The 24,326-nt window shown below is 40.2% G+C and carries 26 protein-coding genes; 17 read left to right on the forward strand and 9 right to left on the reverse strand.

Annotated elements, in window-relative coordinates; translation table 11 throughout:
* Positions 1-15 precede the first annotated feature (15 nt).
* Together EJ995_RS09025 and EJ995_RS09030 are read right to left on the reverse strand one after the other, a co-directional pair.
* On the reverse strand, positions 16-234 hold the full coding sequence (locus EJ995_RS09025; RefSeq protein ID WP_126447751.1) for a hypothetical protein: 219 nt from the start codon (positions 232-234) through the stop codon (positions 16-18).
* A gap of 63 nt (positions 235-297) precedes the next feature.
* Positions 298-2,283 (reverse strand): alpha-ketoacid dehydrogenase subunit alpha/beta, encoded by a 1,986-nt coding sequence (locus tag EJ995_RS09030; RefSeq protein ID WP_126447753.1) that lies wholly within the window; start codon positions 2,281-2,283, stop codon positions 298-300.
* Between the two features lie 186 nt (positions 2,284-2,469).
* Here EJ995_RS09030 and EJ995_RS09035 point away from each other — a divergent pair, with 186 nt between their 5' ends.
* Positions 2,470-3,420, forward strand: a complete 951-nt coding sequence (locus EJ995_RS09035) for an isopenicillin N synthase family dioxygenase (RefSeq protein ID WP_126447755.1) — start codon at positions 2,470-2,472, stop codon at positions 3,418-3,420.
* A 69-nt stretch (positions 3,421-3,489) separates the two neighbouring features.
* On the opposite strand, the gene EJ995_RS09040 is transcribed toward EJ995_RS09035, so the two are convergent.
* Positions 3,490-4,542, reverse strand: a complete 1,053-nt coding sequence (locus EJ995_RS09040) for an NAD(P)-dependent alcohol dehydrogenase (protein WP_126447757.1) — start codon at positions 4,540-4,542, stop codon at positions 3,490-3,492.
* A gap of 104 nt (positions 4,543-4,646) precedes the next feature.
* Here EJ995_RS09040 and EJ995_RS09045 point away from each other — a divergent pair, with 104 nt between their 5' ends.
* Entirely contained in the window at positions 4,647-4,994 is a 348-nt protein-coding gene (locus tag EJ995_RS09045) for a DoxX family protein (protein WP_126447759.1), read from the forward strand.
* On the opposite strand, the gene EJ995_RS09050 is transcribed toward EJ995_RS09045, so the two are convergent.
* The 3 genes from EJ995_RS09050 to EJ995_RS09060 all read right to left on the reverse strand — a co-directional run bounded on the left by EJ995_RS09050 (position 4,991) and on the right by EJ995_RS09060 (position 6,679).
* Complete coding sequence (locus tag EJ995_RS09050; protein WP_126447761.1) at positions 4,991-5,368, reverse strand: DoxX family protein; 378 nt, start codon at positions 5,366-5,368, stop codon at positions 4,991-4,993. The two genes, EJ995_RS09045 and EJ995_RS09050, sit on opposite strands and share 4 nt — an antisense overlap.
* Before the next feature lie 119 nt (positions 5,369-5,487).
* On the reverse strand, positions 5,488-6,174 hold the full coding sequence (locus tag EJ995_RS09055; RefSeq protein WP_126447763.1) for an OmpA family protein: 687 nt from the start codon (positions 6,172-6,174) through the stop codon (positions 5,488-5,490).
* Between the two features lie 25 nt (positions 6,175-6,199).
* Entirely contained in the window at positions 6,200-6,679 is a 480-nt protein-coding gene (locus tag EJ995_RS09060) for a lipocalin family protein (protein WP_126447766.1), read from the reverse strand.
* Between the two features lie 172 nt (positions 6,680-6,851).
* Here EJ995_RS09060 and EJ995_RS09065 point away from each other — a divergent pair, with 172 nt between their 5' ends.
* From EJ995_RS09065 to EJ995_RS09075, 3 genes are read left to right on the forward strand one after another with little or no spacing between them, the layout of a single operon-like run.
* Positions 6,852-7,778, forward strand: coding sequence for a septum formation inhibitor Maf (locus EJ995_RS09065; protein ID WP_126447768.1), 927 nt, complete (start codon positions 6,852-6,854; stop codon positions 7,776-7,778).
* 2 nt (positions 7,779-7,780) lie between these two features.
* Positions 7,781-8,338 carry a mechanosensitive ion channel family protein gene (locus tag EJ995_RS09070; RefSeq protein ID WP_126447770.1) on the forward strand — a complete coding sequence of 186 codons (558 nt, stop codon included), beginning with the start codon at positions 7,781-7,783 and terminating at the stop codon, positions 8,336-8,338.
* Between the two features lie 5 nt (positions 8,339-8,343).
* Complete coding sequence (locus tag EJ995_RS09075) at positions 8,344-8,667, forward strand: translation initiation factor (protein WP_126447772.1); 324 nt, start codon at positions 8,344-8,346, stop codon at positions 8,665-8,667.
* 54 nt (positions 8,668-8,721) lie between these two features.
* Here EJ995_RS09075 and EJ995_RS09080 read toward each other — a convergent pair whose 3' ends face one another.
* Positions 8,722-8,910 carry a hypothetical protein gene (locus EJ995_RS09080; protein WP_126447774.1) on the reverse strand — a complete coding sequence of 63 codons (189 nt, stop codon included), beginning with the start codon at positions 8,908-8,910 and terminating at the stop codon, positions 8,722-8,724.
* A 217-nt stretch (positions 8,911-9,127) separates the two neighbouring features.
* Between EJ995_RS09080 and fumC the strand changes: the two genes are divergently transcribed.
* Positions 9,128-10,522, forward strand: coding sequence for a class II fumarate hydratase (fumC, locus tag EJ995_RS09085; protein ID WP_126447776.1), 1,395 nt, complete (start codon positions 9,128-9,130; stop codon positions 10,520-10,522).
* 73 nt (positions 10,523-10,595) lie between these two features.
* Here the strand turns inward: fumC and ccsA are convergent, their stop codons facing one another.
* The gene (gene ccsA / locus EJ995_RS09090; RefSeq protein ID WP_126447778.1) at positions 10,596-13,991 is read right to left on the reverse strand and encodes a cytochrome c biogenesis protein CcsA; all 3,396 of its coding nucleotides are present in this window, start codon (positions 13,989-13,991) and stop codon (positions 10,596-10,598) included.
* Between the two features lie 87 nt (positions 13,992-14,078).
* On the opposite strand from ccsA, the gene EJ995_RS09095 reads away from it, so the two are divergent.
* From EJ995_RS09095 to EJ995_RS09115, 5 genes are read left to right on the forward strand one after another with little or no spacing between them, the layout of a single operon-like run.
* Positions 14,079-14,825 (forward strand): Rossmann-like and DUF2520 domain-containing protein, encoded by a 747-nt coding sequence (locus tag EJ995_RS09095; protein ID WP_164549902.1) that lies wholly within the window; start codon positions 14,079-14,081, stop codon positions 14,823-14,825.
* On the forward strand, positions 14,818-15,348 hold the full coding sequence (locus tag EJ995_RS09100; RefSeq protein ID WP_126447782.1) for a KdsC family phosphatase: 531 nt from the start codon (positions 14,818-14,820) through the stop codon (positions 15,346-15,348). Before EJ995_RS09095 ends, EJ995_RS09100 begins: the two co-directional genes overlap by 8 nt.
* A complete protein-coding gene (locus tag EJ995_RS09105; protein ID WP_126447784.1) occupies positions 15,345-16,244 on the forward strand; it encodes a geranylgeranylglycerol-phosphate geranylgeranyltransferase in 900 nt (299 codons plus the stop codon). The genes EJ995_RS09100 and EJ995_RS09105 overlap by 4 nt, the downstream gene beginning before the upstream one ends.
* Positions 16,245-16,247: 3 nt before the next feature.
* A complete protein-coding gene (locus EJ995_RS09110) occupies positions 16,248-16,832 on the forward strand; it encodes a Maf family nucleotide pyrophosphatase (protein ID WP_126447786.1) in 585 nt (194 codons plus the stop codon).
* 2 nt (positions 16,833-16,834) lie between these two features.
* Positions 16,835-17,233 (forward strand): hypothetical protein, encoded by a 399-nt coding sequence (locus tag EJ995_RS09115; RefSeq protein WP_126447787.1) that lies wholly within the window; start codon positions 16,835-16,837, stop codon positions 17,231-17,233.
* 297 nt (positions 17,234-17,530) lie between these two features.
* Here the strand turns inward: EJ995_RS09115 and EJ995_RS09120 are convergent, their stop codons facing one another.
* Positions 17,531-17,950 (reverse strand): nucleoside-diphosphate kinase, encoded by a 420-nt coding sequence (locus tag EJ995_RS09120; protein ID WP_126447789.1) that lies wholly within the window; start codon positions 17,948-17,950, stop codon positions 17,531-17,533.
* Between the two features lie 107 nt (positions 17,951-18,057).
* On the opposite strand from EJ995_RS09120, the gene EJ995_RS09125 reads away from it, so the two are divergent.
* From EJ995_RS09125 to ppk1, 6 genes are all read left to right on the forward strand, one after another.
* Entirely contained in the window at positions 18,058-19,122 is a 1,065-nt protein-coding gene (locus EJ995_RS09125; RefSeq protein ID WP_317126798.1) for a DHH family phosphoesterase, read from the forward strand.
* Entirely contained in the window at positions 19,091-19,642 is a 552-nt protein-coding gene (gene gldI / locus EJ995_RS09130; RefSeq protein WP_126447791.1) for a gliding motility-associated peptidyl-prolyl isomerase GldI, read from the forward strand. Before EJ995_RS09125 ends, gldI begins: the two co-directional genes overlap by 32 nt.
* A 76-nt stretch (positions 19,643-19,718) precedes the next feature.
* Entirely contained in the window at positions 19,719-20,879 is a 1,161-nt protein-coding gene (locus tag EJ995_RS09135; protein ID WP_126447793.1) for a peptidylprolyl isomerase, read from the forward strand.
* A gap of 80 nt (positions 20,880-20,959) precedes the next feature.
* On the forward strand, positions 20,960-21,358 hold the full coding sequence (locus tag EJ995_RS09140; protein ID WP_126447795.1) for a Rid family detoxifying hydrolase: 399 nt from the start codon (positions 20,960-20,962) through the stop codon (positions 21,356-21,358).
* Complete coding sequence (locus EJ995_RS09145; RefSeq protein WP_126447797.1) at positions 21,358-22,227, forward strand: nucleoside phosphorylase; 870 nt, start codon at positions 21,358-21,360, stop codon at positions 22,225-22,227. Before EJ995_RS09140 ends, EJ995_RS09145 begins: the two co-directional genes overlap by 1 nt.
* A 45-nt stretch (positions 22,228-22,272) precedes the next feature.
* Positions 22,273-24,321 (forward strand): polyphosphate kinase 1, encoded by a 2,049-nt coding sequence (gene ppk1 / locus EJ995_RS09150; RefSeq protein ID WP_126447799.1) that lies wholly within the window; start codon positions 22,273-22,275, stop codon positions 24,319-24,321.
* The last annotated feature ends 5 nt before the right edge of the window (positions 24,322-24,326 follow it).

The raw sequence follows: 24,326 nt of genomic DNA on the forward strand, positions 1-24,326 counted from the left end.
TTAAATGAGGTTCAATTAAGCTTCAGAAGTTTCAGATTTCTCTGTAAAATACCTGCGTTGTATCAACTTAAGAATCAAGTAGATAACAAGTAGCGAGCTGAAAAGTCCTAACAGTAATCTTCCAGTGTACCCTAATGTTCCCTCGCTAGGTCCAAATGCTACTAAAAGAGAGAACAGAATTGTCAGAAACCATAGAACGTATCTAAAGTTATCTGCTTCATCCATAAATTTCATAGCTATAGTTTTAAATGGTTACTTAGGGGCTGCGTAAAAATAGCAAATGCAACCTGTAAAAATTTAATACTCCAGCAGTTTTTTTACAGCAATTTCTAGCTTTTGTTTAGGTAAATACTGATTTTCTAATCCTTTTTCAAAAGGTATAGGCGTATCTATACTACCTAACCTCATTACTGGAGCATCTAGACTTTCAAAACAGTGTTCACCTATCCATGCCGCTATATCACTAGCAACACTACCTGTAAGGTTATCCTCACATAGTACAATAACCTTACCCGTTTTCAATACACTTGTCTCAATGGCTTCATAGTCTAGAGGCTGCAAACACCTTAAGTCAACTAAATCGATATCGTAGTGCATTTTATCGATTATTTCTAATACCCAATGAACGCAGGCACCATAGGTGATGACGGTTAACGCTTCACCTTTGTTAATTATCTTGGCTTTTCCTAGTTCGATTTTATACGATCCTTGCGGTACATCGCCATAAACAGAACGATACAATGCCTTATGCTCAAAAAATAAGACTGGATTAGGATCTTCAATAGCTGCTTGTAATAAACCCTTGGCGTCGTCTGGAAATGCAGGGTAAACAATCTTGAGTCCAGGAATCGTGTAGAACCAAGCCTCATTTGATTGTGAATGGAATGGCCCAGCGCCAACGCCAGCACCACACGGCATCCTTATAACGACATCTGCTGGCTGTGACCAGCGGTAATGTGATTTGGCTAGATAATTTACAATAGGATTAAATCCACTACTAACAAAGTCTGCAAATTGCATCTCTACAACGGCTTTCATTCCTGCGATGCTCAAACCCATTCCAGTCTCGACTACAGCGCTCTCACAAATAGGTGTATTACGCACTCGATCTGCGCCAAATTCTTCTAGAAATGCCTCGGTTATCTTGAAAACACCACCGTAGTCAGCGATATCTTGTCCCATAAGAACCAAATCAGGAAATTTACGCATGGATTCCAGCAAACCATCTCGTATCGCGTCGATAAGTCGGATATTGGTGATGGAGTTACTAGGTTCACTTGCAGTAAAGCTATATGGTGCGTACACATCATTTATTTCTTGCTCGATGGTTGATGATGGTAACGCTTTCGCGAAAGCGGTATCCAAACCATCATTAATATGCTGTTTAAATTCTTGTGTAAAATCATCAATCATCATACAAGTGAGCATTCCTTGATCAAGCAACTGATCTTCTAATCGACTGATTGGGTCAAGCGTTTCCCAATGAGCTATAAGGTCATCAGGAACGTATGCAGTACCACTGGCTTCCTCATGTCCACGACGCCTAAAGGTTTTAAATTCTAGCAGCACCGGTCGCGGATTTTCTCGAATATCCTCGAGAAGCTTACGAACCTGATGATAAACCTGCAGTACATCGTTACCGTCGATTATACGAGACTCCATGCCGTAACCCACTGCCCTATCTGCAAGATCCTTGCAAGCGTATTGCTGGCTGGTAGGCGTACTCAAACCGTAACCATTATTTTCAATACAAAACATAACGGGCAATTGCCACACACTTGCAATGTTTAGCGCTTCATGAAAGTCGCCTTCGCTTGTGCCGCCTTCACCGGTAAAAACGATGGTCGCTTTTTTCTCGGCTCGTATTTTGTGAGCTAGGGCAATTCCATCTGCGACACCCATTTGCGGTCCTAGATGAGAAATCATCCCAATGATTTTGTGCTCTTGAGATCCAAAATGAAAACTGCGATCGCGACCCTTAGTAAACCCATCTGCCTTTCCTTGCCATTGTGCAAAAAGCTTCCATAACGGAATATCTCTAGTTGTAAAAACGCCCAGATTGCGATGCATGGGTAGTATGTACTCATCGTCATTTGCTGCCATGGTCACACCTACTGAAATTGCTTCTTGCCCAATACCAGAGAACCACTTGGATATTTTTCCTTGTCTCAATAGAATGAGCATCTTCTCCTCTATCAATCGAGGCAGCAGCATTGCTTTATATAATGCTAGTTGCTGGTCGTGTGAAACCACAGACGAGCGTTCTTGATGAGTTTGTTGCATGATTAAATATAAACTTATCGTCCTTATGATATTATTGAGGCACTAAAAATTACTAACTAATGATAAACAGATTCGCCATATTCAAGAATGTTAACGCTTCATTTTATAGAAATGCCAAAGAATGGTATCTTTAAATTATAATCTAGTGTGACTGCAATATGCAGTCATCTATAATGATTTTACTACATGAACAATATCCCTAGCGTCGATCTAGCCGACTTTTTGAGCGATGATCCAGAGAGAAAGAAAAAATTTATCAGTGAAATAGGTAAAGCTTATGAAGACATAGGTTTTGTTGCCTTGAAGAACCACTTTCTATCTGATGAGTTGGTTGAAAAATTATATACTGAAGTTGAAAAGTTCTTTCAATTACCTGTAGAAACCAAGAAAGGTTATGAACGTGAGGAAATAGGCGGCCAGCGCGGTTATGTGTCTTTTGGAAAAGAGCATGCCAAGGGCAAGAAAGAAGGTGACCTCAAGGAATTCTGGCATTTTGGACAAGAACCAGCTACCGATGCCGATCTAGGTGAAGAGTATCCTGACAATGTTATCGTTAAGGAACTACCAGACTTTAATGAGACCGGTATGGAAGCTTATAGGATGCTTGAGAAAACAGGTATTCATGTCTTGAGAGCATTAGCACTTCACATAGGATTGCAAGAGAATTATTTTGATCATTGGGCAAGCAATGGGAATTCCATCTTAAGACCTATTCACTATCCACCTATAAAATCAGAGCCGGAAAACGCTGTGCGTGCTGGAGCTCATGGTGACATTAACCTTATTACTTTATTGATGGGTGCAAGTGCGCCTGGACTGCAGGTTCAAAATCGCAATGGCGACTGGATCGATGCTATAGCTCAAGAGGACGAACTAGTTATCAATGTAGGTGACATGTTACAGCGGCATACTAATAATAAACTGCGATCCACGATTCACCGCGTGGTGAATCCACCGCGCGAGCTGTGGCACACGCATCGCTACAGCATACCGTTTTTCTTGCATCCACGCAGCGACATGCGCCTGGATTGCCTAGAAGAATGTATTGATGAGGATAATCCTAAACATTATGAAGACATCACCGCTGGTGAATTCTTGCATCAGCGTCTCGTAGAGATAGGATTGATTAAAAAGTAACTTAATCTAACTATATAACAATAAAGCCCGATCTCGCGATCGGGCTTTATCATTTGATACAAAATCACTTTAATTTTTAAGCGATTCCATATCAATTACAAATCGATATTTCACATCGCTATCAGTAACACGATCAAATGCAGTATTGATCTCTTGCATGTCGATCATTTCTACATCACAAACAATGTTATTCTCACCGCAAAAGTCTAGCATCTCTTGAGTTTCTTTGATACCGCCAATGAGTGATCCTGCAATTGACTTGCGACCCATGATGATGTTACCACCGTTCATAGGCTCAAGTGGCTCAATAGCACCTACCATGACCATGGTCGCATCTCTACCTAGCAGTTGCAAGTATGGATTAACATCGTGCTTTACTGGTACAGTATTCAAGATGAAGTCAAAAGTGCCACGATGCTTTTTCATTTGCTCGTCGTCCTTTGAAATAAGAACGCCGTCTGCTCCTAGTCTTTTGGCATCATCTGCTTTTTCTGGTGATGTTGTGATCATGATGGTTTCTGCACCCATAGCGGCTGCAAACTTAATTCCCATGTGACCCAAACCGCCTAAACCTACCACACCTACTTTATCACCTTTTTTAATCTTCCAGTGATTAAGTGGTGAGAACGTTGTGATACCAGCACATAATAAAGGTGCGACTGCTTTGATGTCAAGATTGGTTGGGATCTTGAGAACAAAATGCTCTCTTACCGTAACGCTGGTCGAATAACCACCAAAAGTATGACCACCCAGGTGTTTGTCTTTACCATTATAAGTTCCTACCATACCATTCTCGCAAAATTGCTCAAGATCATCCTCGCATGCGCTACAGGATAAACATGAGTCCACCATACAACCTACACCAACTAGATCGTCCACTTTAAAGTCAGTAACCTTGTCACCTACCTCTACTACCTTACCAACGATCTCGTGACCTGGAACGATTGGATATTTTGCATTACCCCAATCGTTGCGTGCCGCATGAATATCGCTGTGACAAACACCACAGTATAAGATATCAATCTTGACATCATTATCATTGAGTTCGCGACGTTCGATCGTCATCTCTTTTAAATCTGCATGCTCATCTTGAGCGCCGTATGCTTTAATAGTACTAGACATATTTTGTTTATTAGATGGTATCGAGTGATACCTTTATTTGAATTGTTATTTTTAAAGTTATGTTGTTACGCTTTCGCGAAAGCTAAATACCGTAAATTCATCGCATGAAACTACTTGAGATACTCACCTATTTTTCTGCTATATCTTTCTTTTTCTTTGGAATAACTTGTCTGGTGACGCCGCATATGAAACTGGAATTTACCAGATTTGGCTTGACGACACGACAGCGTCAACTAACAGGTGTACTGCAGTTAATAGGTGCCGCTGGGTTGTTATTCTACCAGTATAACATTGTAGTGACGATGGCCGCAGCGGCTGGACTATCATTACTCATGCTTTTAGGATTCTATGTGCGTCTTAAAATCAAAGACAGCATCTATCAAAGCTCGCCTGCATTGATCTATATGTTGCTTAACGCGTTGATAGTTTTCCAGATCTGGCAAGGTCTCTAGATGAATATTGTCGCTAGCGACAATACTAGAAATAATGCTGCTGGAAATGATTTCTTGATTGGGTCACCTACTTTAAAGTGCATTGAAATGGCAACTGCCATAAGTAAAACAATTCCTGCAGCGCCAACCCATTCTACACTTGGATAAAAAATAGAGATCAACAATAATACGGCGCAAAAACATTTAATGGTTCCCACGATGATCATCATACTTTTTGATAAGCCATAAACAGCAAATTCCTCTCTCATGTTAGTGGCATCTTGCGCACGAAACTGACTATTCTTATTTCTATTAATTAGCCAAACGTTGAGAATACTCAAACCAACGATGAGTTTGAAAATGATTTCTAAAATTTCTAAAAAACTGTAATCCATGGTTGTTAGTTAAGGGTAATACTACTAAGGTATAATTCAGGCAGAGGCATTATTGTAAATTAATTCACAAAAAAACCGCTGAATTTTCCAGCGGTTTCTGTTTTACATTTTGGATTTTCTTATCCTTTCACTTCTTGTTCTGCTTCACGACGCATTTCTTCACCAGCTACAATACCTATCTCTACACGACGGTTTTGTGCTCTACCTTCGGCCGTCTCGTTGGTTGCCTTAGGATCAGTCTCACCAGAATATGTTACTGCCATACGTGATGACGCAATGCCATCCTCGACTAGATAGTCTCTTACGGCAAATGCTCTTTTTCTAGATAACTCTAAATTATAAGCTGCATCACCTGTACTATCGGTATGACCAGAAACTAGAATTTCTGTACCTGGATAATCATTCATTACACTTACTAACTTATCAAGTGTAGCTTTTGAACCTGCATTGAGTGTAGATTGATTAGTGGCAAATTTGATACCGCTACCTTCATCAAAAGTTACAACAATACCTTCACCTACTCTTTCAACTTCGGCACCTGGAAGCTCTTGCTGAATTTCCTGCGCTTGCTTGTCCATTCTACGACCAATCACATTACCCGCAACACCACCTACAACTGCACCGATAACGGCACCTTCAGTTTGATTATCACCATCACCAACATTGTTACCTATGATAGTTCCTAAAATGGCACCACCAGCGGCACCTATGGCGGTACCACGTTGTTGCTTATTACTATTTTTTATTGATTCACAACCAGTAAATAATACTACTGCCATTGCGATACTTAAGATTCTTGTTTTCATGTTTATTGTTTTATTAAGGGTAAAATTATTCTGCTAATTTTCTAAAATTCATACTTACTATTACCGTGCGACCATCAACTAAAACACTTTGGTTCCATGTCATGCTATTTTCTGTGATATTCTTTACATTGACACGGTATCCTGCGTCAGTCTCGCTCTTGTAGTTATCGCCAGTAGGCTTGATCAACAGATCACCTTCAATGATGTCCTTTGATCCAGGTACAGACCAGATAAAATTGCGCGTTCCTGTAGTACATGATGGGTCTTCAATACTGTAATTACCTCGATTATTATTGGCAACAAAATACCACATGCTACCTTCAAAACATTGGCCAGTAACATCCTGCAATAAGGTAGATTCAAATTGACCGTTACCGCTGTAAGTCACGCTATCGATAGTCCAGTTACCACCTACATTATTTTCGGTTTGTTTTACAGCGTTTTTGGTACCACAGCCTACAAGAAGTAAGGCCGCAAACAATGATGTAAAAAGATACTTTTTCATAATTCCTTTTTAAGTTAAAGTAATAGCAATATTATAAGGATCTAAAGCATCCATTACAGTGTTTAACTATGTTTAACAGCAATCAGTTAAAATGCCATTAAGGGATCAAGAACTTATAAAATCTGGTGAACTGTCCGACAAAATGTACCTTTGTGGTAATATTTTGATTATTATGAAAAATCTATTGCTACTACTCTTATTAGCTGCTTGTATAGGCTGCGAAACACCATCAGAAAATGAAAAGAATGAAGTTGATAGCACAACTAATGAAGTAGCTTATGAACCATCAACGGCACCAGCTAGAAATTTATCTCAAGATTTTAAAGATTACTGGTATGCTGGCGTTGCAGAGATTTGTAGCTATGAACTTAATCAATCACGCTACGGTCAAAACCGACCAGGTGATGCTGTTCTGATTTTTGTGACAGAGCCCTTTAATCCTGTAGATCAAGTAAAAGCAGATGCACAAAACGACACGAATAGATCAGTTCTAAAACTCAACGCCACGCGCAACTTTAATACTGGCATCTATCCATATACTATTATGAGTAGTACCTTCTTACCACTTGATAAACAAGACAACGCCATTAAGGTGGCTACTTCCATTCAAGAATGGTGTGGACATACTTATATGCAACTTAATAATCGACAGGATCAATACGATGTAATGTTGCACAGCTATTTTCAAAGTGAAGGAAACAAAGAATTTGCGGTCGATAATGTAATGTTGGAAAATCAAGTCCCTAGTCAATTGAGACTAGATCCTCGGTCAATGCCAATTGGTCAAATAAAGATGATACCATCTACTGAATATCTAAGGCTGGTACACAAAGAAACTAAGGCAATGGATGCAACAGCAAGCCTTATTGAAAATCAAGATAATTTGATCTATAACATTAAATACAACGACGATTCTCGCAGCATTGCTTACACTGTAGAATCTGCTTTTCCTTATAAGGTTATGTCATGGGAAGAAACCTATCAAGAAAGAGGAAGAACAGCTACCACGACTGCACAGCTCAAAGAAACCTTACGTACTGCCTACTGGAGTCAAAATAGCAATGAGTATAACTACTTAAGAGATAGCTTGGCTTTATGAACATGAATGACATTTTGAGTAACAAGGAGCTAGTACTCTCTATCATTGTATTGATTATTGCCTTTGTCACGCATAGAATCGTGATATGGAGCGCGGCCAAAATAAGTAAAAAGGTAGAGCGATCTGCCCTGCGCAAACAGTACCTCAATAGATATGTAGGCTACATTATCTGGACGCTTGCAACGATCACTATTGTTTTTGTTTGGGGAATTTCACGCGATGGTTTTTGGGTCGCATTGGGATCAACTTTTGCCGTTGTCGGCGTGGCATTATTTGCCAACTGGAGTATTTTGAGCAACGTTACGGCAAGCTTCATTTTATATTTCACGTTTCCGTTCAAGATTGGAGATCGTGTACGCATTCACGATAAAGATTTACCGGTAACAGCTATTATAGAAGACATCAAGGGATTCTACACATTCCTGCGCACTGCCGAAGGTGAAGTCATCACCTACCCTAACAACTTACTATTACAAAAGGGCGTGAGTATTTTAAGAGGACGCAAGGAATCTATTTTTGACATTGATAAAGATGAGGAAACTGACCCAACCGCTAGATAATTATTATGGATTTAAAAGATCAACTTAAGAACCTATTTCCAGAGCACGAGGTGCCAGAAACGCCACTAGAGGAAAAAAGTAATGTATGGATGCAGGACGACCCGTTAGAATGCAGATTTGAAAAACGCAAGGGAAAAGTCAACACCATCATCGCTGGCTACACAGGTGCAACTGCTGACTTTAAAATTTTGGCCAAAGAACTGAAAACAAACCTAGGTGTAGGCGGTAGTTTTAAAAATGATCAGATAATCATTCAAGGTGATTATCGTGATAGAATAATGGAATTACTCAAGGAGAAAGGTTTTAAAGTCAAACGTGTAGGTGGCTAAAACTAAAAAACCACGCTGTCTAGCGTGGTTTTTCAATATATATTAATCGGTAGTTTATAATGTACCGTTTTTCTCTTCTAGCTCCTTACGTTTTGCTTCCTTTTTCATTTTACGCTTCTCTAGCGCAACACCAGTAATCCAATATGGAATAGCAAATGCTGTCAAGAATATCATTAACCAAAATCCCAAGGTCAATATTCCCAAAAATGCTAGAAATCCTAAGTACTGATCAAATTCGAACATAACAAATCGTTTAAGTCCTGCAAAGATAAGGGCTTTGAGCAAGAATCAAAATGTGCGTAGAGCATTTATTCACAAAAAAATGATGAAATATGTTAATAAGGCTTGTGATTGTTACGCTTTCGCGAAAGCGTAGTCACCTAAAATCCTACCATCACATTAAGAGATTTTTTAAACTACCAACCTAGTCATACCGCTATATTTGTGAAAAATCAAACCAATGGAATACCGCATAGATAAAGACACGATAGGTGAAGTAAAAGTCCCAGCCGACAAGCTATGGGGCGCGCAAACACAGCGTTCTCGAGAAAACTTCAAAATAGGACCGGCCGGCAGCATGCCACTTGAAATCATTTACGGATTTGCTTACTTGAAAAAAGCAGCTGCTTACACAAATGCTGAGCTAGGCGTGCTGAGCGAGGAAAAACGTGATCAAATTGCAGCGGTTTGTGATGAAATATTAGACGGTAAGCATGATGATGAATTCCCTCTTGTGATCTGGCAAACAGGATCAGGTACACAGTCCAACATGAATGTGAATGAGGTGATTGCCAACCGCGCACATCAACTTGCTGGGAAAACCATAGGTGAAGGCGAGAAAACCTTACAGCCCAATGATGACGTGAATAAATCACAAAGTAGTAATGATACGTTCCCGACAGGAATGCACATTGCGATCTATAAGAAGGTGGTTGAACAAACCATTCCTGGAATCATCCAGCTACGTAACACACTACATAATAAGAGTATCGAATTTGACGAGGTAGTGAAAATAGGTCGTACACATATGATGGATGCGACACCATTGACGTTGGGACAAGAGTTTTCTGGGTATGTATCGCAATTGGATCACGGTATCATCGCACTAGAAAATACGCTAGACCACATGAGCGAACTCGCGCTGGGTGGTACGGCTGTTGGCACAGGACTCAACACACCAGATGGTTATGATGTTAAGGTAGCCCAATACATCGCAGACTTTACTGAACTGCCGTTTAAAACAGCAGCCAATAAATTTGAAGCATTAGCGGCACACGATGCTCTTGTAGAAACTCATGGCGCTCTCAAGCAGGTGGCTGTATCATTAAATAAAATTGCAAACGACATAAGAATGCTTGCCAGTGGTCCACGCAGTGGTATTGGAGAAATTACCATTCCAGCAAACGAACCTGGATCATCCATCATGCCTGGTAAGGTAAACCCAACACAATGCGAGGCTATCACTATGGTTTGCGCGCAAGTTATGGGTAATGACGTGACGGTTACTGTAGGTGGAACACAAGGTCACTATGAACTTAATGTATTCAAACCAGTTATGGCAGCAGCTGTCTTACAAAGCGCTACTTTAATTGCCGATGCATGCCGCAGTTTTGAAGAAAACTGTGCGGCTGGTATTGAACCCAATCACGATCGTATCAAGAATCTACTCGATAATTCTTTGATGCTAGTAACAGCCTTGAATACAAAAATAGGTTACTACAAAGCCGCTGAAATTGCTAATAAAGCTCATGAAGAAGGAACTACTCTTAAAGCTGCAGCCGTCGCAACTGGCTACCTAACTGCTGAGGAATTTGACGAATGGGTTAAACCTGAAGACATGGTCGGTAGACGATAGTTTGAAACAAATCATATTAAAAAGTCCAGCAAATGCTGGACTTTTTTATTTTCATGTATGGATAAATTCGCAATTACTTCAACCTCTTATTCCCGTAATACTTCTTCTCTCGCCATCTAGCAAATCCTGCTATAACGCCTATTACAACTAGAGAAATGACTATGGCGTTATAAGAAAAGATCTGGTCACCACTTGCATAGCTATGTAATCCTGATAGATAAAAATTCACACCAAAGTAGGTCATCAAAACGCTGTAGAAAGCGAGTATGGACCACAAGTTAAAGGTCCAGCGACCTTTCAAACCTGGCACCAGTCTCAAGTGCAATACAAACGCGTATACAAATATGCTGATGAGCGCCCAGGTTTCTTTAGGATCCCAACCCCAATAACGACCCCAAGATTCATTTGCCCACATGCCGCCCAAGAAGTTACCGATGGTAAGCATTATCAAACCTACCGTTAAAGCGATCTCATTGATATAAGTGATCTCTTTGATATTAAGATCCATGATATCCTTATTCTTTGCTGTGGTAAAAATCATAAGTAAGAAACTCACGAGACCTAATATCATTCCCAAAGCAAAAGGGCCATAACTTCCCACAATGACAGCCACGTGTATCATTAACCAATAAGAATCCAGTACCGGCTGCAAGTTAGAAATAGAAGGATCTAACCAATTCCAGCTTGCTACCATCAAGATGATGGCAACCACTATGGCCGTACTGGCTATGGTCATTTTACTCTTGCGACCAAAGGCTAAACCAAAAGCCATCGTTGCCCAAGCTACGTAAATTAAACTCTCATAAGCATCAGACCATGGTGCGTGACCGCTTAAATACCATCTTATAATAAGAGCGGCCATGTGAACTACAAAAATCCCGATGATCACGTATTTATGAAATGTTATTGCCCAACCTATCTCTTTCATAGGTTTGATAATCTGCGTTATTAAAAGGATCAACATGAAGATACCAAACCAGTAATACCACAGATGCAGTTTCTTAAAGACATCGTACTTATTATAAAGAATCTCTGCTTCAATTTTGTCTTCTGATGGCATGACGTCTTCACCATAAGCACGTTGAAATTCAAATAGACTGTTCAAAGCAGTATTTGCCCTTAAGTAATCACCACTTTCTTTGCCCTGAGCGAGCAATGTCGTGTAAGCTGGAACAAAGTCTCTAACAAAATTATAATCGCCTTCACGCGTATATCCAGCTTCTTCTAATTCAGGTCTCGCATACCATCGATCATTTTCAGAATCTGGTTTTGGGAATATCTTTAAAATGTTTCCTGTCACTACTTGACTTAATATGGCAAAAGCAAAATCTGTCTGGATAAAATCTTTTTGAAATGCTGTTTTAATATCAGATCTATTGGCCTCATCAAGATAATCGTTGAGTACATAAGGAACGCGCTCGCCATCTTTATCTCTCAAAAAGTCCATCAAACTGGCATATTTTCTAGAGCGATCTATCTGCAAAATATCACGTATGCTATCGTTACCTCGTTTCAATTTAATCAATGGGACTTCATACCATAGTTGACCCAACTGCATCATACTGATGATGGTTTGCTCTGGTGTCAATTTCACAATGCTGTCGCCTACCTGCGCTTCATAATAATCACGTTCAGATACGCGTCGTAAAATCTCCGATGCCAGCGTACTCATAGGCTTCATACGACCTTCGTCCTGTACCACTACTCTACCAAAACGTTCTGCTTGGGCTTCTGGAACTAGGTTCAAGACAATAATGCTATCCAGTAATCTTCTAGGTATTTCTGGATATACTTCTGGAGCTAGAGATTCTGCAGGTTCTGGGTTATTGTACAAATGTTCTCCTGAGTCTAGATTGGTACTTTGACCATCTCGATTTTCAAACGATGTATCGTTATCTTGAACTTCATGATTATGTCCGGTGTGATCTTCCTGCACCACTTGTTGTTGTGCATGGTTATGACCAGTATGATCTTCATGATCTGTCGTTTGTGCAAACGATAATCCACTAGTCATTAATATTGCAATCATGGCCAGCTTTTTAGCCTTGCGCTTTTCTACTCTATTGATAAGCCTGCGCAATTCACCAAATCGTGTATTAGGATCGATTATCAATGCCAGCAACCCTATGTACAATAGATAATATCCAGCATAAGTAACTGTCTTACCCCAAAAATCATGATTGACAGATAGATGTGTTCCACCTTCATCATTATCAAATCCAGACTGGAAAAATCGATAGCCTTCTTTATCAAGTACGTTATTCATATAAATGCGTTCCTTCTTTTCGGTGCCATCTGGATCGATTACCGTTACCTGACTTTCAAAAGAACTGTATCCTTTTTCAGTACCTGGATATTTATTGGCGATAAAATCATCCAGCTGTATTTCAAATGGCACCGTACGTTCTCTTGATCCGTAGCGTACATACACATCCATATCATCCAGTTTAAAGCTGGAATAATCTGTCAGCATTCCTTTACCACCACGCAATTCTAGCGGCTGGACATCATCGCCCACAGCGATGGTTCCAAAAAGTCCTAGTGCTTTTGCTTCGGTAGGTTCTGGGCTTTCAATGATACCAACCTCACCTTCAAGTATAGGATCAGGTATCACAAACTGCATTCCTGCAACACTATATAGGGATCGCAATTGCAATGGCTGTATGGAATCCTGGAAGACCTCGCCTTCTTGCTGGTCTGCCATGCGCATATAATCGCCAGCAAATGGCGTTTGCAATTGATAGCCGTTCCAGTTCTCAATAATGTTGATCACGCCTTCTTTTTCAGCTAGATCTGGATCAAGATTCACACCGAATAATACACCATGAATACTTGCTTTCTCACCATCCTTGAGAAGGTGATCATGCCTGTTTCCGCCACCAGCCTCAACAATTTTCAGGAATCTGTCACCACCATTTTCAACCGGTTTTAAACCTTCCACGGCATCATAAATCAAAGAATCTACCGTAATCACGATGTCCTTATCATAAAAATCAAATGTCTCCTTGCGCTTGTAATCATATTGTGAGATGAGCATCTCTTCCATGACCTCACGTTGCATGGGATTGCCATCTGGATCAGTTCCCTGGATGACAACGTCAAAATAGGTTTCGGTACTCAGGAACGTATCTTCTACAGCACCTTCACGTATCAACATCATTCCTTCAAAAGATACGTATCTAGTGATTCCAGCGCCAATTATGATAAGAATCCACGACAAGTGCAGTGTCAGCGTTGCCCACTTTTTCCACTGCCATAGATTATATCGCTTGATATTGTAGATAAAATTGATCATTAACCACAGCATCAACAATGAGAACCACCACTCATTATATACCCAAAGCTTTGAGGTAGGCGTGTCATAAGAATTCTCAATAAAGGTTCCTACGGCCATGCTTATCGCAAAAACCAGTAGCAAAATAGACATCGTTCTTGTAGAAAATAAAAACGCCTTGATACGGTCTTTCATAGTAGAATTTAAACGGCTGCAAAGATACTTTACAAAAGCCTTAACACCATGCCTTGTAGGTCGCATGTTCCTGTGTATTTTTACAGTATGACGCGAGTTTTTATAATAGGTACAGGCAATCTAGGCAGGCAATTGATCACGCGCTTTCAACAAGCCATGAAGACTGATATTGAGCTAGTAGGTTATCGCAATTTATCAGGCGAGAAACTGCCCACGGTAAGCGCGCCGCTGAGCATGGAATCCATTCCTACATGCGACCTCATTATTCTAGCTGTGCCAGATGATCGCATAAGCTCTATCAGCGATTCACTAGACAATCCCAACGTGACCATCGCCCACACTAGTGGTAGCGTTTCCATTGCAGCTTTAAATCGTCACGAGAGACGTGGCGTGCTTTACATACCACAAACTTTCAGTAAACATAGATCGGTAGATTTATCTCAAGTAACAATTTGCCTAGAAGCTAGTAACGATAATGTTATGAAGCAGTTAGAGATGGTTTCTGTTACGCTTTCGCGAAAGCTAACACACATCAATTCTCATCAACGTAAAAAGCTACATCTTGCTGCCGTTTACATGAACAATTTTGTCAATCATTGTTATACCAAAGCTGCTGAAATCGCTCAGGAATCTGCCATCGATCAAGAATTATTATATCCATTGATGGAGGAAACCATGCTCAAGGCGCAGGAACTGGGCGCGTCAAATGCGCAATCAGGTCCAGCCATGCGAGGCGATAAAGATACCATTGCCAGACAATTAGAGCAGTTACCAGAAGAGGATCGTGCCATGTACGAGGCTATCACACAATCAATCAAACATACTCATGGATAAAAATTATAAGGAATTATTGCATCAGATCAAGGCTTTCGTTTTTGACGTGGATGGTGTACTTACTGATGGTCGCCTACTCATTTCAGAAAGTGGTGAACTGTTGCGCACGATGAATGCCAAGGATGGCTATGCCATGAAAACTGCACTCAACAATGGCTACAAGGTTTGCATTATTACTGGTGGTAAGAATGAAGGTGTAAAATCAAGACTGGTAGGTCTTGGTGTGACTGATGTTTTTTTAAATGCTAACGATAAGATCATCCAGCTGGAGCAATACATGAAAAAACATGGTTTGCAGGCTCATGAGATTCTATACATGGGTGACGATATGCCGGATATTCCCGTGATGCAGGAAGTTGGTCTGGCCTGCTGCCCGCAAGATGCTATTCCCGAAGTTAAAGCCGTAAGTCATTACATATCCCACAAACATGGTGGTGATGCCTGTGTACGTGATGTCATTGAACAAGTCATGAAAGTCCATAAAAAATGGAACAATGACGCGATAAACGCTGCAAGTTCTTGAAATATCTTAATCTAATAAGATGGCCCAATGTGTTGATGACGCTCATCACACAAGTCATCATATTGTATTGGTTTTTACCTGAGTCCAATGCAGATTTAACCTTGGCACTCTGGCAACAACTAGTAATTATATTTTCCACGTGCTGCATTGTTGCCGCAGGAAACGTGATAAATGACATCTATGATGCCGATGTGGATCGCATCAACAAACCTGATCAAGTAATTGTAGGTAGATTGCTATCCATAAAAAGTTCTAACAGGTTATATATAGGACTTACGTTTACCGCTGTCGTTGGTGGTTTTGTAGTTGCCAATAGCATTGACCGTGCTGGTATGGCGAGTATTTTTATCGTGGTTTCCTTCCTGTTATATTATTATGCAACGACATTAAAAAAACAACTGGTCATAGGCAATGTTGTGATCTCATTGCTTGTAGGACTCGTAATGCTCCTTACTGCTGTAGTTGAATTATATCCAGCATTAAATGACGCTAACCAATCTGAGCAAGGAAAAGTACTGTTGCTATTAACAGGATTTGCTGTACTGGCATTTTTTGTCAATTTATTGCGCGAATGGATCAAGGATGCTCAAGATATTAATGGAGATCTTGCTGGTGGACGTAGCTCTTTGCCACTGGTTTTAGGAAAACAACGCGCCTGCAGAGTGATGGCAGTGTACACCTTAACCCTAGCCGCTGTCCTAGCCTATTGGTTTACAAACATTTTTTACCAATTGTCAAACACCTTTTATTATTCTCTTTTTGCGATCATTGCACCGCTTATGTATATAGGAATACGCTTGTGGAATGTCGAGAATGATAAAGAATTAAAAATCCTATCCTTAGTATGCAAGCTGGTATTATTAGCAGGGATCGTTTTGATAGGCTTATCACAATAAATTATGCTGAGACAAAAATTCAACCAAATAGATTTTATTCTCGCGAGTCAAAGTCCGCGTAGACAGGAATTGCTTAAAGGTCTAGATATCGATTTTTCTATTGAGACAAGACCCGTGGACGAGGTTTATGATGAGAACTTGAAGGGTGGCGAGATCACCGCGTACCTATCCAAACTCAAAGCCAGCAAGTTTGATGATATTAAAGAAAACCAGTTGGTGATAACCAGTGACACCATCGTATGGCTGGATGGTAAAGCTTTAGGAAAACCTAAAAATCACGTTCAAGCGGTTGCTATGCTCACCAGCATGAGTGGCAAGATGCACGAGGTGTTTACATCGGTTTGCTTTACTATGGCAAATCAACAAGATGTGATTACCGATTGTACCAAAGTTTATTTTAAGTCCTTATCTCAAGACGAAATAGAACACTATGTCAAGACCTACCAACCGTTTGATCGTGCTGGCGCTTACGGGATACAAGACTGGATAGGCTATACAAGTATTGATAAATTGGACGGCTGTTATTATAATGTCATGGGATTACCGCTGCCTAAGGTTTATGAATGGTTGAAAAGTGTAAATTTATAGATATGAAATACACCGTATTATTCACGCTACTAATTTGCTTCACAGCATGCAAAACAGACAAAACAGCTGATCTTGTAGAGGTCATTGATTGCACAGATGTCAAGGAAGGAAAATTTGCCTACAATGATCCCATCTATGGTGATTGGATCATCGAACGCAAAGGTGATAAGAACATTGAAACTAGTCCAGATACCGATCTCAAGATCTATAGTGATATCAAATGGATTACAGATTGCGAGTATGAATTACATGTGCAAGACGTAGGCAACAGTGATAATATGGCCGTCGTTTCTAGCACCATACGCATTCTAATTACTGAAGTGACTGAGAACGGTTACAAATGCATTGCCTATACTAATGAAGGACCGCAAGAACTAGAAATGATAAGAGTTGATGGATAGTAGATTTAGAAAAGGATTGCTAGTAGCAGGTTTTGCTGTACTCGCATTGTCGTTATTGTTTTATAGTTCACAAATCAATTTCCAGTATCGTTACTTTAATTGGTTGCACTTTGGTAAGTCACTTGTCGTGCCTGCTTTTACCTTCGCTATAACAGCGTACAGCTTAATTAAGGAGCAAAAGCGGTTCTGCAAGGAAGATAATTGAACTCCTATTTAAAAACTGTCCATTTCTATTCCACAAAAAAATCCGAATCAGTTACCTGATTCGGTTTTTCAATATGTGTTGAGAAATGTTTTTTAAAACATCTCACGACCAGCAAAATGGAACGCTGCTTCAATGGCTGCATTCTCATCGCTATCACTACCGTGAACGGCATTCTCGCCTACACTTTTTGCAAATAACTTTCTGATGGTTCCATCAGCAGCTTCCGCTGGATTTGTTGCACCTATAAGTGTACGGAAATCTGCTACGGCATTATCTTTTTCAAGTACTGCTGCCACAATCGGGCCGCGAGACATGAATTCTACAAGCTCGCCATAAAATGGACGCTCGCTGTGAACTGCATAGAATTCCTGAGCATCAGCCACAGTCATCTGAGTAAGTTTCAATGCTGCGATTTTAAAACCACTGCTCGTTATTTTTTCTAGTATTGCACCTATGTGTCCATCCTCGACAGCATCAGGCTTAATCATGGTAAATGTTCTATTAGTTGCCATTTTCATCTTTTAAATTGCCGTGCAAAAGTACGGCTTTATGGCACTTTAGGCCATAAAACAGTGGCATTTTAACGTCCATACATGTTCCTGTTGCTATTATTATTTTCTTGAAGCAGATTCTACAACCTAGTAATTACTTTTGCAGCATGAATGAAGAAATGATTATTGGCGTTAAGCAATTGCTTGAAACACCCAAGAAAATAGTAATAGTGCCACATAAAAGTCCTGATGGCGATGCCATTGGTTCTATAACCGCACTTTATTCTTATCTCAATAAATTGGGTCACGAGACGACCATGATTTCACCTAACGATTACCCAAAATTTTTAAGCTGGCTTGATCATACCGATAAGATCATCAATTTTGAAAAGCAAAATAGCCAAGCTTTAACTGCCATCGATGAAGCACAAATCATTTTTATTCTAGATCATAATGCGTTGCACCGTGCCGGCGATATGGAACAACAACTCACTGCAAGTGATGCTACTTTTGTAATGATTGATCATCATCAACAACCAGATGATTTTGCACGATTCATGTACAGTGATACTAGCATGAGCAGTACGTGCGAGATGGTATATCATTTTTTAGATCAGCTAGATGCACTAGATCTTATTGATCAAGGAATGGCGACCAGTTTATATACAGGAATACTGACAGATACTGGCAGTTTCAAGTATAGGTCTACCACTTCTACAACATTGCGAGTAGCTGCAAACCTTGTGGATAAAGGTGCCGATAGCGAGAAGATCAACCGCCGTATCTATGATGTCAACTCTCCATCGCGTATGAAGCTTCTTGGAGTTGCGCTTAGCAACCTAATCATTTTGCCAGAGTATCGTGCGGCATTCATCACTTTGACGCAACAAGAGCTTGATGATAACAACTTTGAAAAAGGCGATACTGAAGGTTTTGTAAATTATGCATTGAGTCTTGATGACATAGTATTTGCACAGATATTTATTGAGAAAGCAGACGAGAGCATGATAAAAACATCATTGCGTTCTAAAGGTGATTTTGATGTCAACAAAATGGCTCGTGAGCACTGGAATGGTGGTGGTCACAAGAATGCCGCTGGTGGTAGGTCAGAGGCCAGCATGCAAGAAACAGTAGATAAATTAATTAGTATATTGCCGCAGTATGAGAGCGATCTTAAAAGCACCATTATATAAAATTACACTATTGGCAACGCTCGCTATGGCCAGCAGTTGTAAGAATCTGGAGGCTCGCGAGGCCATCAGTACTCGCACCAGTACAACAACTGATTTTTCGATAGAACGCAACAAGGAACTTTACGCAGCTCAAGAAGCACAAATTGAAGAAATAATTGCTGCAGATTCCCTAGATTATCAGCGGTCTGCCAGCGGATTTTATTACACCTTTATAAAACAGGATAGTATCATCACAGATCGTGCAAAATATGGCGATCGTGTCACCATTGAGTACAATATATCAAGTATTGACAACCAGCCCATTTACACGACCAGCGAGTTGTCACCACTCACTAAAAGTCTAGAACAAGAATACGGCATATTTAAAGGCCTGCGAGAAGGTCTCAAACTCATGCAGGAAAATGATGAGGCCATATTTTATTTTCCATCCTATGCAGCCTACGGCTTCTACGGCGATCAGGACCGCATAGGCATCAACACACCTATACGCAGCCGTGTTAAATTGCTTAAAATTGAGTAATGATGATGGCTATGATTTTGCTTTCGCGAAAGCGTAACTCCATAAAATTAACCCTAACACCTTTAAAATAATTAACATGAGAAAAATTCACGGATTATTGCTGATCCTAGCTGTCATTCTAACCGCATCGTCTTGTGAAGACAAATACAAGGATGCCAACGACGGTATCTATGCTGAAATCAATACGAGCAAAGGAACCATGTTTGCCAAATTATATCACGAGGCAGCACCAGCAACGGTTGCCAACTTTGTTGCACTGGCCGAAGGTGAACATCCACTGGTAGCAGACTCATTAAAAGGAAAACCATTCTACAATGGTTTGATCTTTCATCGAGTAATTGAAGACTTTATGATTCAAGGTGGTGATATCACCGGTACAGGATCAGGAAACATAGGTTATAAATTTGATCAGGAAATCAACGATACGCTTAATCACGATGCCAAGGGAATCTTATCCATGGCCAATGCAGGTCCTAATACTAACGGTTCTCAATTCTTCATCATGCATAAAGAACGTCCACAGTTGGATGGTCGTTACAACGTGTTTGGAAAGGTGATGGAAGGTCTTGAGGTAATAGATTCTATAGCAACCGTTACTACTGATGGTCGCGATAGACCACTAGATAGCATTGTTATCAATGAGATTAATATTATACGCAAAGGAAAAGCTGCCAGAAAATGGGATGCCCCTAAAGTATTCAAAGAACAAAAAGAAAAGGCAGAGCAAAAAGCTGAAGAAGAAAGAAGAATTGCTACTGAGCGTCGTGAGCGAGCGCCAGCGGTACGCAAAGCAAAAGCGGAAGAGCTTGCAGCGCTGGAGAAAAAAGCTAAAGAACTTCCTGGTGGCGTTAAAATCTACACTATAGAAAAAGGTACTGGCGGTAGACCTGCAGATAAGACTAGGGTCATGATTAATTACAGCGGCTTTTTTGAAGACGGTAGACTGTTTGATTCGAGCTACCTAACCGTTGCCCAGGACTTTGATAACGTTGATCCTCGCAAGTTGAGCGGTAAAGCCTATCGTCCTATGCCAGTAATTTTTGATCCAGCAGCAGGAATGGTTCAAGGTTTTAAGGACGCTATGTTGAGTATGGAATACGGCGATAAGATTGTTGCATATATACCATCTGATCTTGCCTATGGTGAGCGCGGTGCCGGTAATGTTATCCCACCTAACAGTGATTTAATTTTTGAAATGGAGATGATGGAGCCTGTAGAGATTGAAGCAGAAGACTAGAGAATATTCGCAAATAAAATTTAAGCGCACTGACCTCAGTGCGCTTTTTTTAATGCCACGTATTGACCTACCTTTAAAACATGAAAGAAATTATTTACACAAAAGATGCTCCTAATCCCATAGGACCCTATAATCAAGCGGTTTTATGGAAGTGTACTAATCAACAAACACTGTACACCAGCGGTCAAATTGCCATTGATCCAGCAACTGGAGAACTAGATATTGAGGATTTAAAAACCGAAACTCATCTAGTGATGAAGAATTTGAAAGCGGTGGTTGAAAAAGCAGGCATGACGCTGGAGCATGTGGTAAAGACTTCTATCTTCTTGAGTGATATGAACACCTTTGCGACAGTGAATGAAATTTATGGCAGCTATTTTAATGAAGCATCTGCGCCCGCGAGAGAAACGGTCGAGGTTGCCAACCTACCTAAATTTGTAAACGTAGAGATTTCTGCCATTGCCATAAACCATAATTAATGAGTCTTAAAGAATCAGAGTTAATACTTAATGACGATGGCAGCATTTACCATCTTAATCTCAAACCACAACAGCTAGCGCATACCGTTATTACCGTAGGCGATCCAGAACGTGTTGCGGCTGTATCGAGATACTTTGACAGTATAGAAATACAAGTTTCAAAACGAGAGTTTCATACTCATACAGGAATTTATAAAGGAAAACGTATCACCGTTATTTCAACAGGAATTGGAACTGATAATATTGACATAGTTTTCAATGAGCTGGATGCGCTGGTTAATGTAGATTTTCAAACACGAACCATCAAGAAGGATTTGACAACTCTCGATATTATAAGGATAGGCACAACAGGTGCGGTACAACCATCTATTCCTGTTGACTCCTTTTTACTTTCTCAAAGAGCCATAGGTTTTGACAGCTTGCTGCACTGGTACGACCATGATCTCGAGGATCAGAAAATGGCTCAAGATCTAGCCAAAAAATTAAAACTTTCTAAAAACGTAGCTACACCGTATCTCGTCAACTGCAACAAAGAGCTTGCCTCTCAATTTCAAAGCATCGATATGACCAATGGCACGACGATCACCAACGTAGGATTCTATGGCCCGCAAAGCCGTAGCATTAGATTACAACCAGCTCATAAAGACTTAAATGAGCTGATGGCAAACTATGAATTTGATGGACATAAAGTTTCAAACCTAGAGATGGAAACAGCTGGAATTTATGCCATGTCAACAATGCTAGGACATCGAGCGGTTTCCTTGAATGCGGTGCTTGCTAATCGAGCGACTGGAACTTTCTCAACTTCTCCTACTCAAACAGTCGATCGATTGATTAAGTTCTCACTAGATGCCATAGCTAGCTTTTAACAGGAACTTTAAAAGCAATATTACAGCTATGGGTAAATTAGCCATGTGGAAGAAAAATTAGAATATCCGTATCAACATCGCGATATAAATTGGCTTAGTTTCAATGATCGCGTGCTACAAGAAGCCGCTGATGAGAGTAATCCGCTATATGAGCGACTCAAATTTGTAGCCATTTTTTCATCAAATCTAGATGAATATTTTAGGGTACGAGTATCTCAATTGCGTCAATTAAAGCGTGTGGATAAAAGCCTGCGTAAAAAGCTGGTGCTCAAGCCAACTAAGTTTGTCAAGCAAATTCTAGCCAAAGTAGGTGAGCAACAAAATAGATTAGGAGATATTTTTTTTGACGACATCGTGCCTCAATTGGCAGATCACAACATTCACTTACTAGATAAGAATCAAGTTGCTGGTCGTTTCATAAATGAAGCAACGGCTTACTTCAAAGAACATTTGCAGGATATCGTAAAAACTAAATACGTCCAGGCGAGCAAAACCAGCGATATATTTCTAGAAAATCAGCATTTATATCTAATTGTAACCTTTGAAAATGAAAAGCATTATGGTGTGGTCAACATTCCTTCTCAAGATCACAAACGATTTATTGAACTAGCATCAAACGACGATAAGCACTACATAGTATTTCTAGATGATGTTATAAAATCACAACTAGATCAATTATTTCCTGATGAAATCATCACAGGTCGATACAGCGTCAAGCTTTCACGCGATGCAGAATTATATATTGATCAAGAACTCGATGGTGACCTAGCCGATCGTATTTATGCGTCCTTAGGACAACGTCAGCAAGGGCAACCCACAAGATTCTTGTATGATGAAGATATGCCTAAAGAGGTTAAGCGTAATCTGCGCAAGAGTCTAGCCTTAGGTAAAATTGATATGGTTCCAGGAGGTACTTATCACAATTTTGATGATTTCTTTGGTTTTCCAGATCCAACGAATAATGAAAAATTACATGCACAGCCTTTAAAAACTATTAGACATCGCAGCCTTGATGATTCAAGTTCCTATTTCCCAATCATCAAGAAACGCGACCAGTTAGTCCATTTTCCATTTATGTCATTTGATTATGTGCAGCGATTCATTGATCAGTCTGCCACAGATCCTGACGTGGTCGAGATAAAGATAAGTCTGTATCGAGTCGCGGACGAGAGTGCCTTGACAGATTCACTGCTTACAGCATTGAAAAATGGGAAAAAAGTCACCGTTTTCGTAGAGGCCAAAGCTCGATTTGATGAGGAAAACAATATTAAATGGGGTCGCATTTTTGAAGAACATGGCGCACGAGTGATATATAGTTATCCGCGTATAAAAGTGCATAGCAAGGTGATGCTTGTACTGCGCAAGGAAAAAGAAAAACTCAAGCGATATGCCTACATAGGCACTGGTAATTTTAATGCCAAAACCTCAAAAATCTACTGCGACCATGGCCTATTCACCGCAGATAAAAACATTACCAAGGATCTAAAGAGAGTATTTGAAGTCCTACAAGGTGAACTTATAATACCTAGAGCGCAGCATCTACTGATATCGCCATTTACTACGAGAAGAACCTTTGAAGATCTTATCAGGAAAGAAATTGAAAGTGCGCGCGCAGGAAAGCCAGCGGCCATTATTGCCAAAATGAATCAGCTGGAAGATCCTGGAATGATTAACCTACTCTATCAAGCAAGTCAGGCTGGAGTTACCATACGATTATTAGTGCGTGGTTTTACCTGTCTTGTTCCTGGAATCAAAGATATGAGTGAGAACATCATGATGACCTCGATAGTAGACAGATTTCTTGAACACGGTCGTATTTACAAATTTCATAACAATGGTGAGCCACTCATGTTTATGGGTAGCGCAGACTGGATGTCACGCAATCTTGACCGTCGCATAGAAGTCCTCGCTCCTATCTATGATGATCTAGTATTTAAGGAACTGGATGATATTCTGGAATTACAACTACAGGATAATGTCAAGGCACGTATCCACACGACACAGGAAGATAATCCCTACGTTCAGGACGACCAGGAATCATTGCGATCTCAAGATGCTATCTATCAGTACTTAAAAGATATTCACAAGTCATAATATCA

Source organism: Nonlabens ponticola, assembly GCF_003966335.1.
GTDB classification, from domain to species: Bacteria; Bacteroidota; Bacteroidia; order Flavobacteriales; family Flavobacteriaceae; genus Nonlabens; species Nonlabens ponticola.

What these genes read in the sequence shown, in the direction of transcription:
- EJ995_RS09070 (WP_126447770.1), top strand. Translation starts at nt 7,781, where the DNA reads ATGAATGACATTTTGAGTAACAAGGAGCTAGTACTCTCTATCATTGTA.
- EJ995_RS09095 (WP_164549902.1), top strand. Translation starts at nt 14,079, where the DNA reads ATGACGCGAGTTTTTATAATAGGTACAGGCAATCTAGGCAGGCAATTG.
- EJ995_RS09035 (WP_126447755.1), top strand. Translation starts at nt 2,470, where the DNA reads ATGAACAATATCCCTAGCGTCGATCTAGCCGACTTTTTGAGCGATGAT.
- EJ995_RS09065 (WP_126447768.1), top strand. Translation starts at nt 6,852, where the DNA reads ATGAAAAATCTATTGCTACTACTCTTATTAGCTGCTTGTATAGGCTGC.
- EJ995_RS09100 (WP_126447782.1), top strand. Translation starts at nt 14,818, where the DNA reads ATGGATAAAAATTATAAGGAATTATTGCATCAGATCAAGGCTTTCGTT.
- EJ995_RS09080 (WP_126447774.1), bottom strand. Translation starts at nt 8,910, where the DNA reads ATGTTCGAATTTGATCAGTACTTAGGATTTCTAGCATTTTTGGGAATA.
- gldI (WP_126447791.1), top strand. Translation starts at nt 19,091, where the DNA reads ATGAGAGCGATCTTAAAAGCACCATTATATAAAATTACACTATTGGCA.
- EJ995_RS09045 (WP_126447759.1), top strand. Translation starts at nt 4,647, where the DNA reads ATGAAACTACTTGAGATACTCACCTATTTTTCTGCTATATCTTTCTTT.
- EJ995_RS09115 (WP_126447787.1), top strand. Translation starts at nt 16,835, where the DNA reads ATGAAATACACCGTATTATTCACGCTACTAATTTGCTTCACAGCATGC.
- EJ995_RS09050 (WP_126447761.1), bottom strand. Translation starts at nt 5,368, where the DNA reads ATGGATTACAGTTTTTTAGAAATTTTAGAAATCATTTTCAAACTCATC.
- EJ995_RS09040 (WP_126447757.1), bottom strand. Translation starts at nt 4,542, where the DNA reads ATGTCTAGTACTATTAAAGCATACGGCGCTCAAGATGAGCATGCAGAT.
- EJ995_RS09055 (WP_126447763.1), bottom strand. Translation starts at nt 6,174, where the DNA reads ATGAAAACAAGAATCTTAAGTATCGCAATGGCAGTAGTATTATTTACT.
- ccsA (WP_126447778.1), bottom strand. Translation starts at nt 13,991, where the DNA reads ATGAAAGACCGTATCAAGGCGTTTTTATTTTCTACAAGAACGATGTCT.
- EJ995_RS09060 (WP_126447766.1), bottom strand. Translation starts at nt 6,679, where the DNA reads ATGAAAAAGTATCTTTTTACATCATTGTTTGCGGCCTTACTTCTTGTA.
- EJ995_RS09075 (WP_126447772.1), top strand. Translation starts at nt 8,344, where the DNA reads ATGGATTTAAAAGATCAACTTAAGAACCTATTTCCAGAGCACGAGGTG.
- EJ995_RS09145 (WP_126447797.1), top strand. Translation starts at nt 21,358, where the DNA reads ATGAGTCTTAAAGAATCAGAGTTAATACTTAATGACGATGGCAGCATT.
- EJ995_RS09025 (WP_126447751.1), bottom strand. Translation starts at nt 234, where the DNA reads ATGAAATTTATGGATGAAGCAGATAACTTTAGATACGTTCTATGGTTT.
- fumC (WP_126447776.1), top strand. Translation starts at nt 9,128, where the DNA reads ATGGAATACCGCATAGATAAAGACACGATAGGTGAAGTAAAAGTCCCA.
- EJ995_RS09140 (WP_126447795.1), top strand. Translation starts at nt 20,960, where the DNA reads ATGAAAGAAATTATTTACACAAAAGATGCTCCTAATCCCATAGGACCC.
- EJ995_RS09120 (WP_126447789.1), bottom strand. Translation starts at nt 17,950, where the DNA reads ATGGCAACTAATAGAACATTTACCATGATTAAGCCTGATGCTGTCGAG.
- EJ995_RS09135 (WP_126447793.1), top strand. Translation starts at nt 19,719, where the DNA reads ATGAGAAAAATTCACGGATTATTGCTGATCCTAGCTGTCATTCTAACC.
- EJ995_RS09030 (WP_126447753.1), bottom strand. Translation starts at nt 2,283, where the DNA reads ATGCAACAAACTCATCAAGAACGCTCGTCTGTGGTTTCACACGACCAG.
- EJ995_RS09110 (WP_126447786.1), top strand. Translation starts at nt 16,248, where the DNA reads ATGCTGAGACAAAAATTCAACCAAATAGATTTTATTCTCGCGAGTCAA.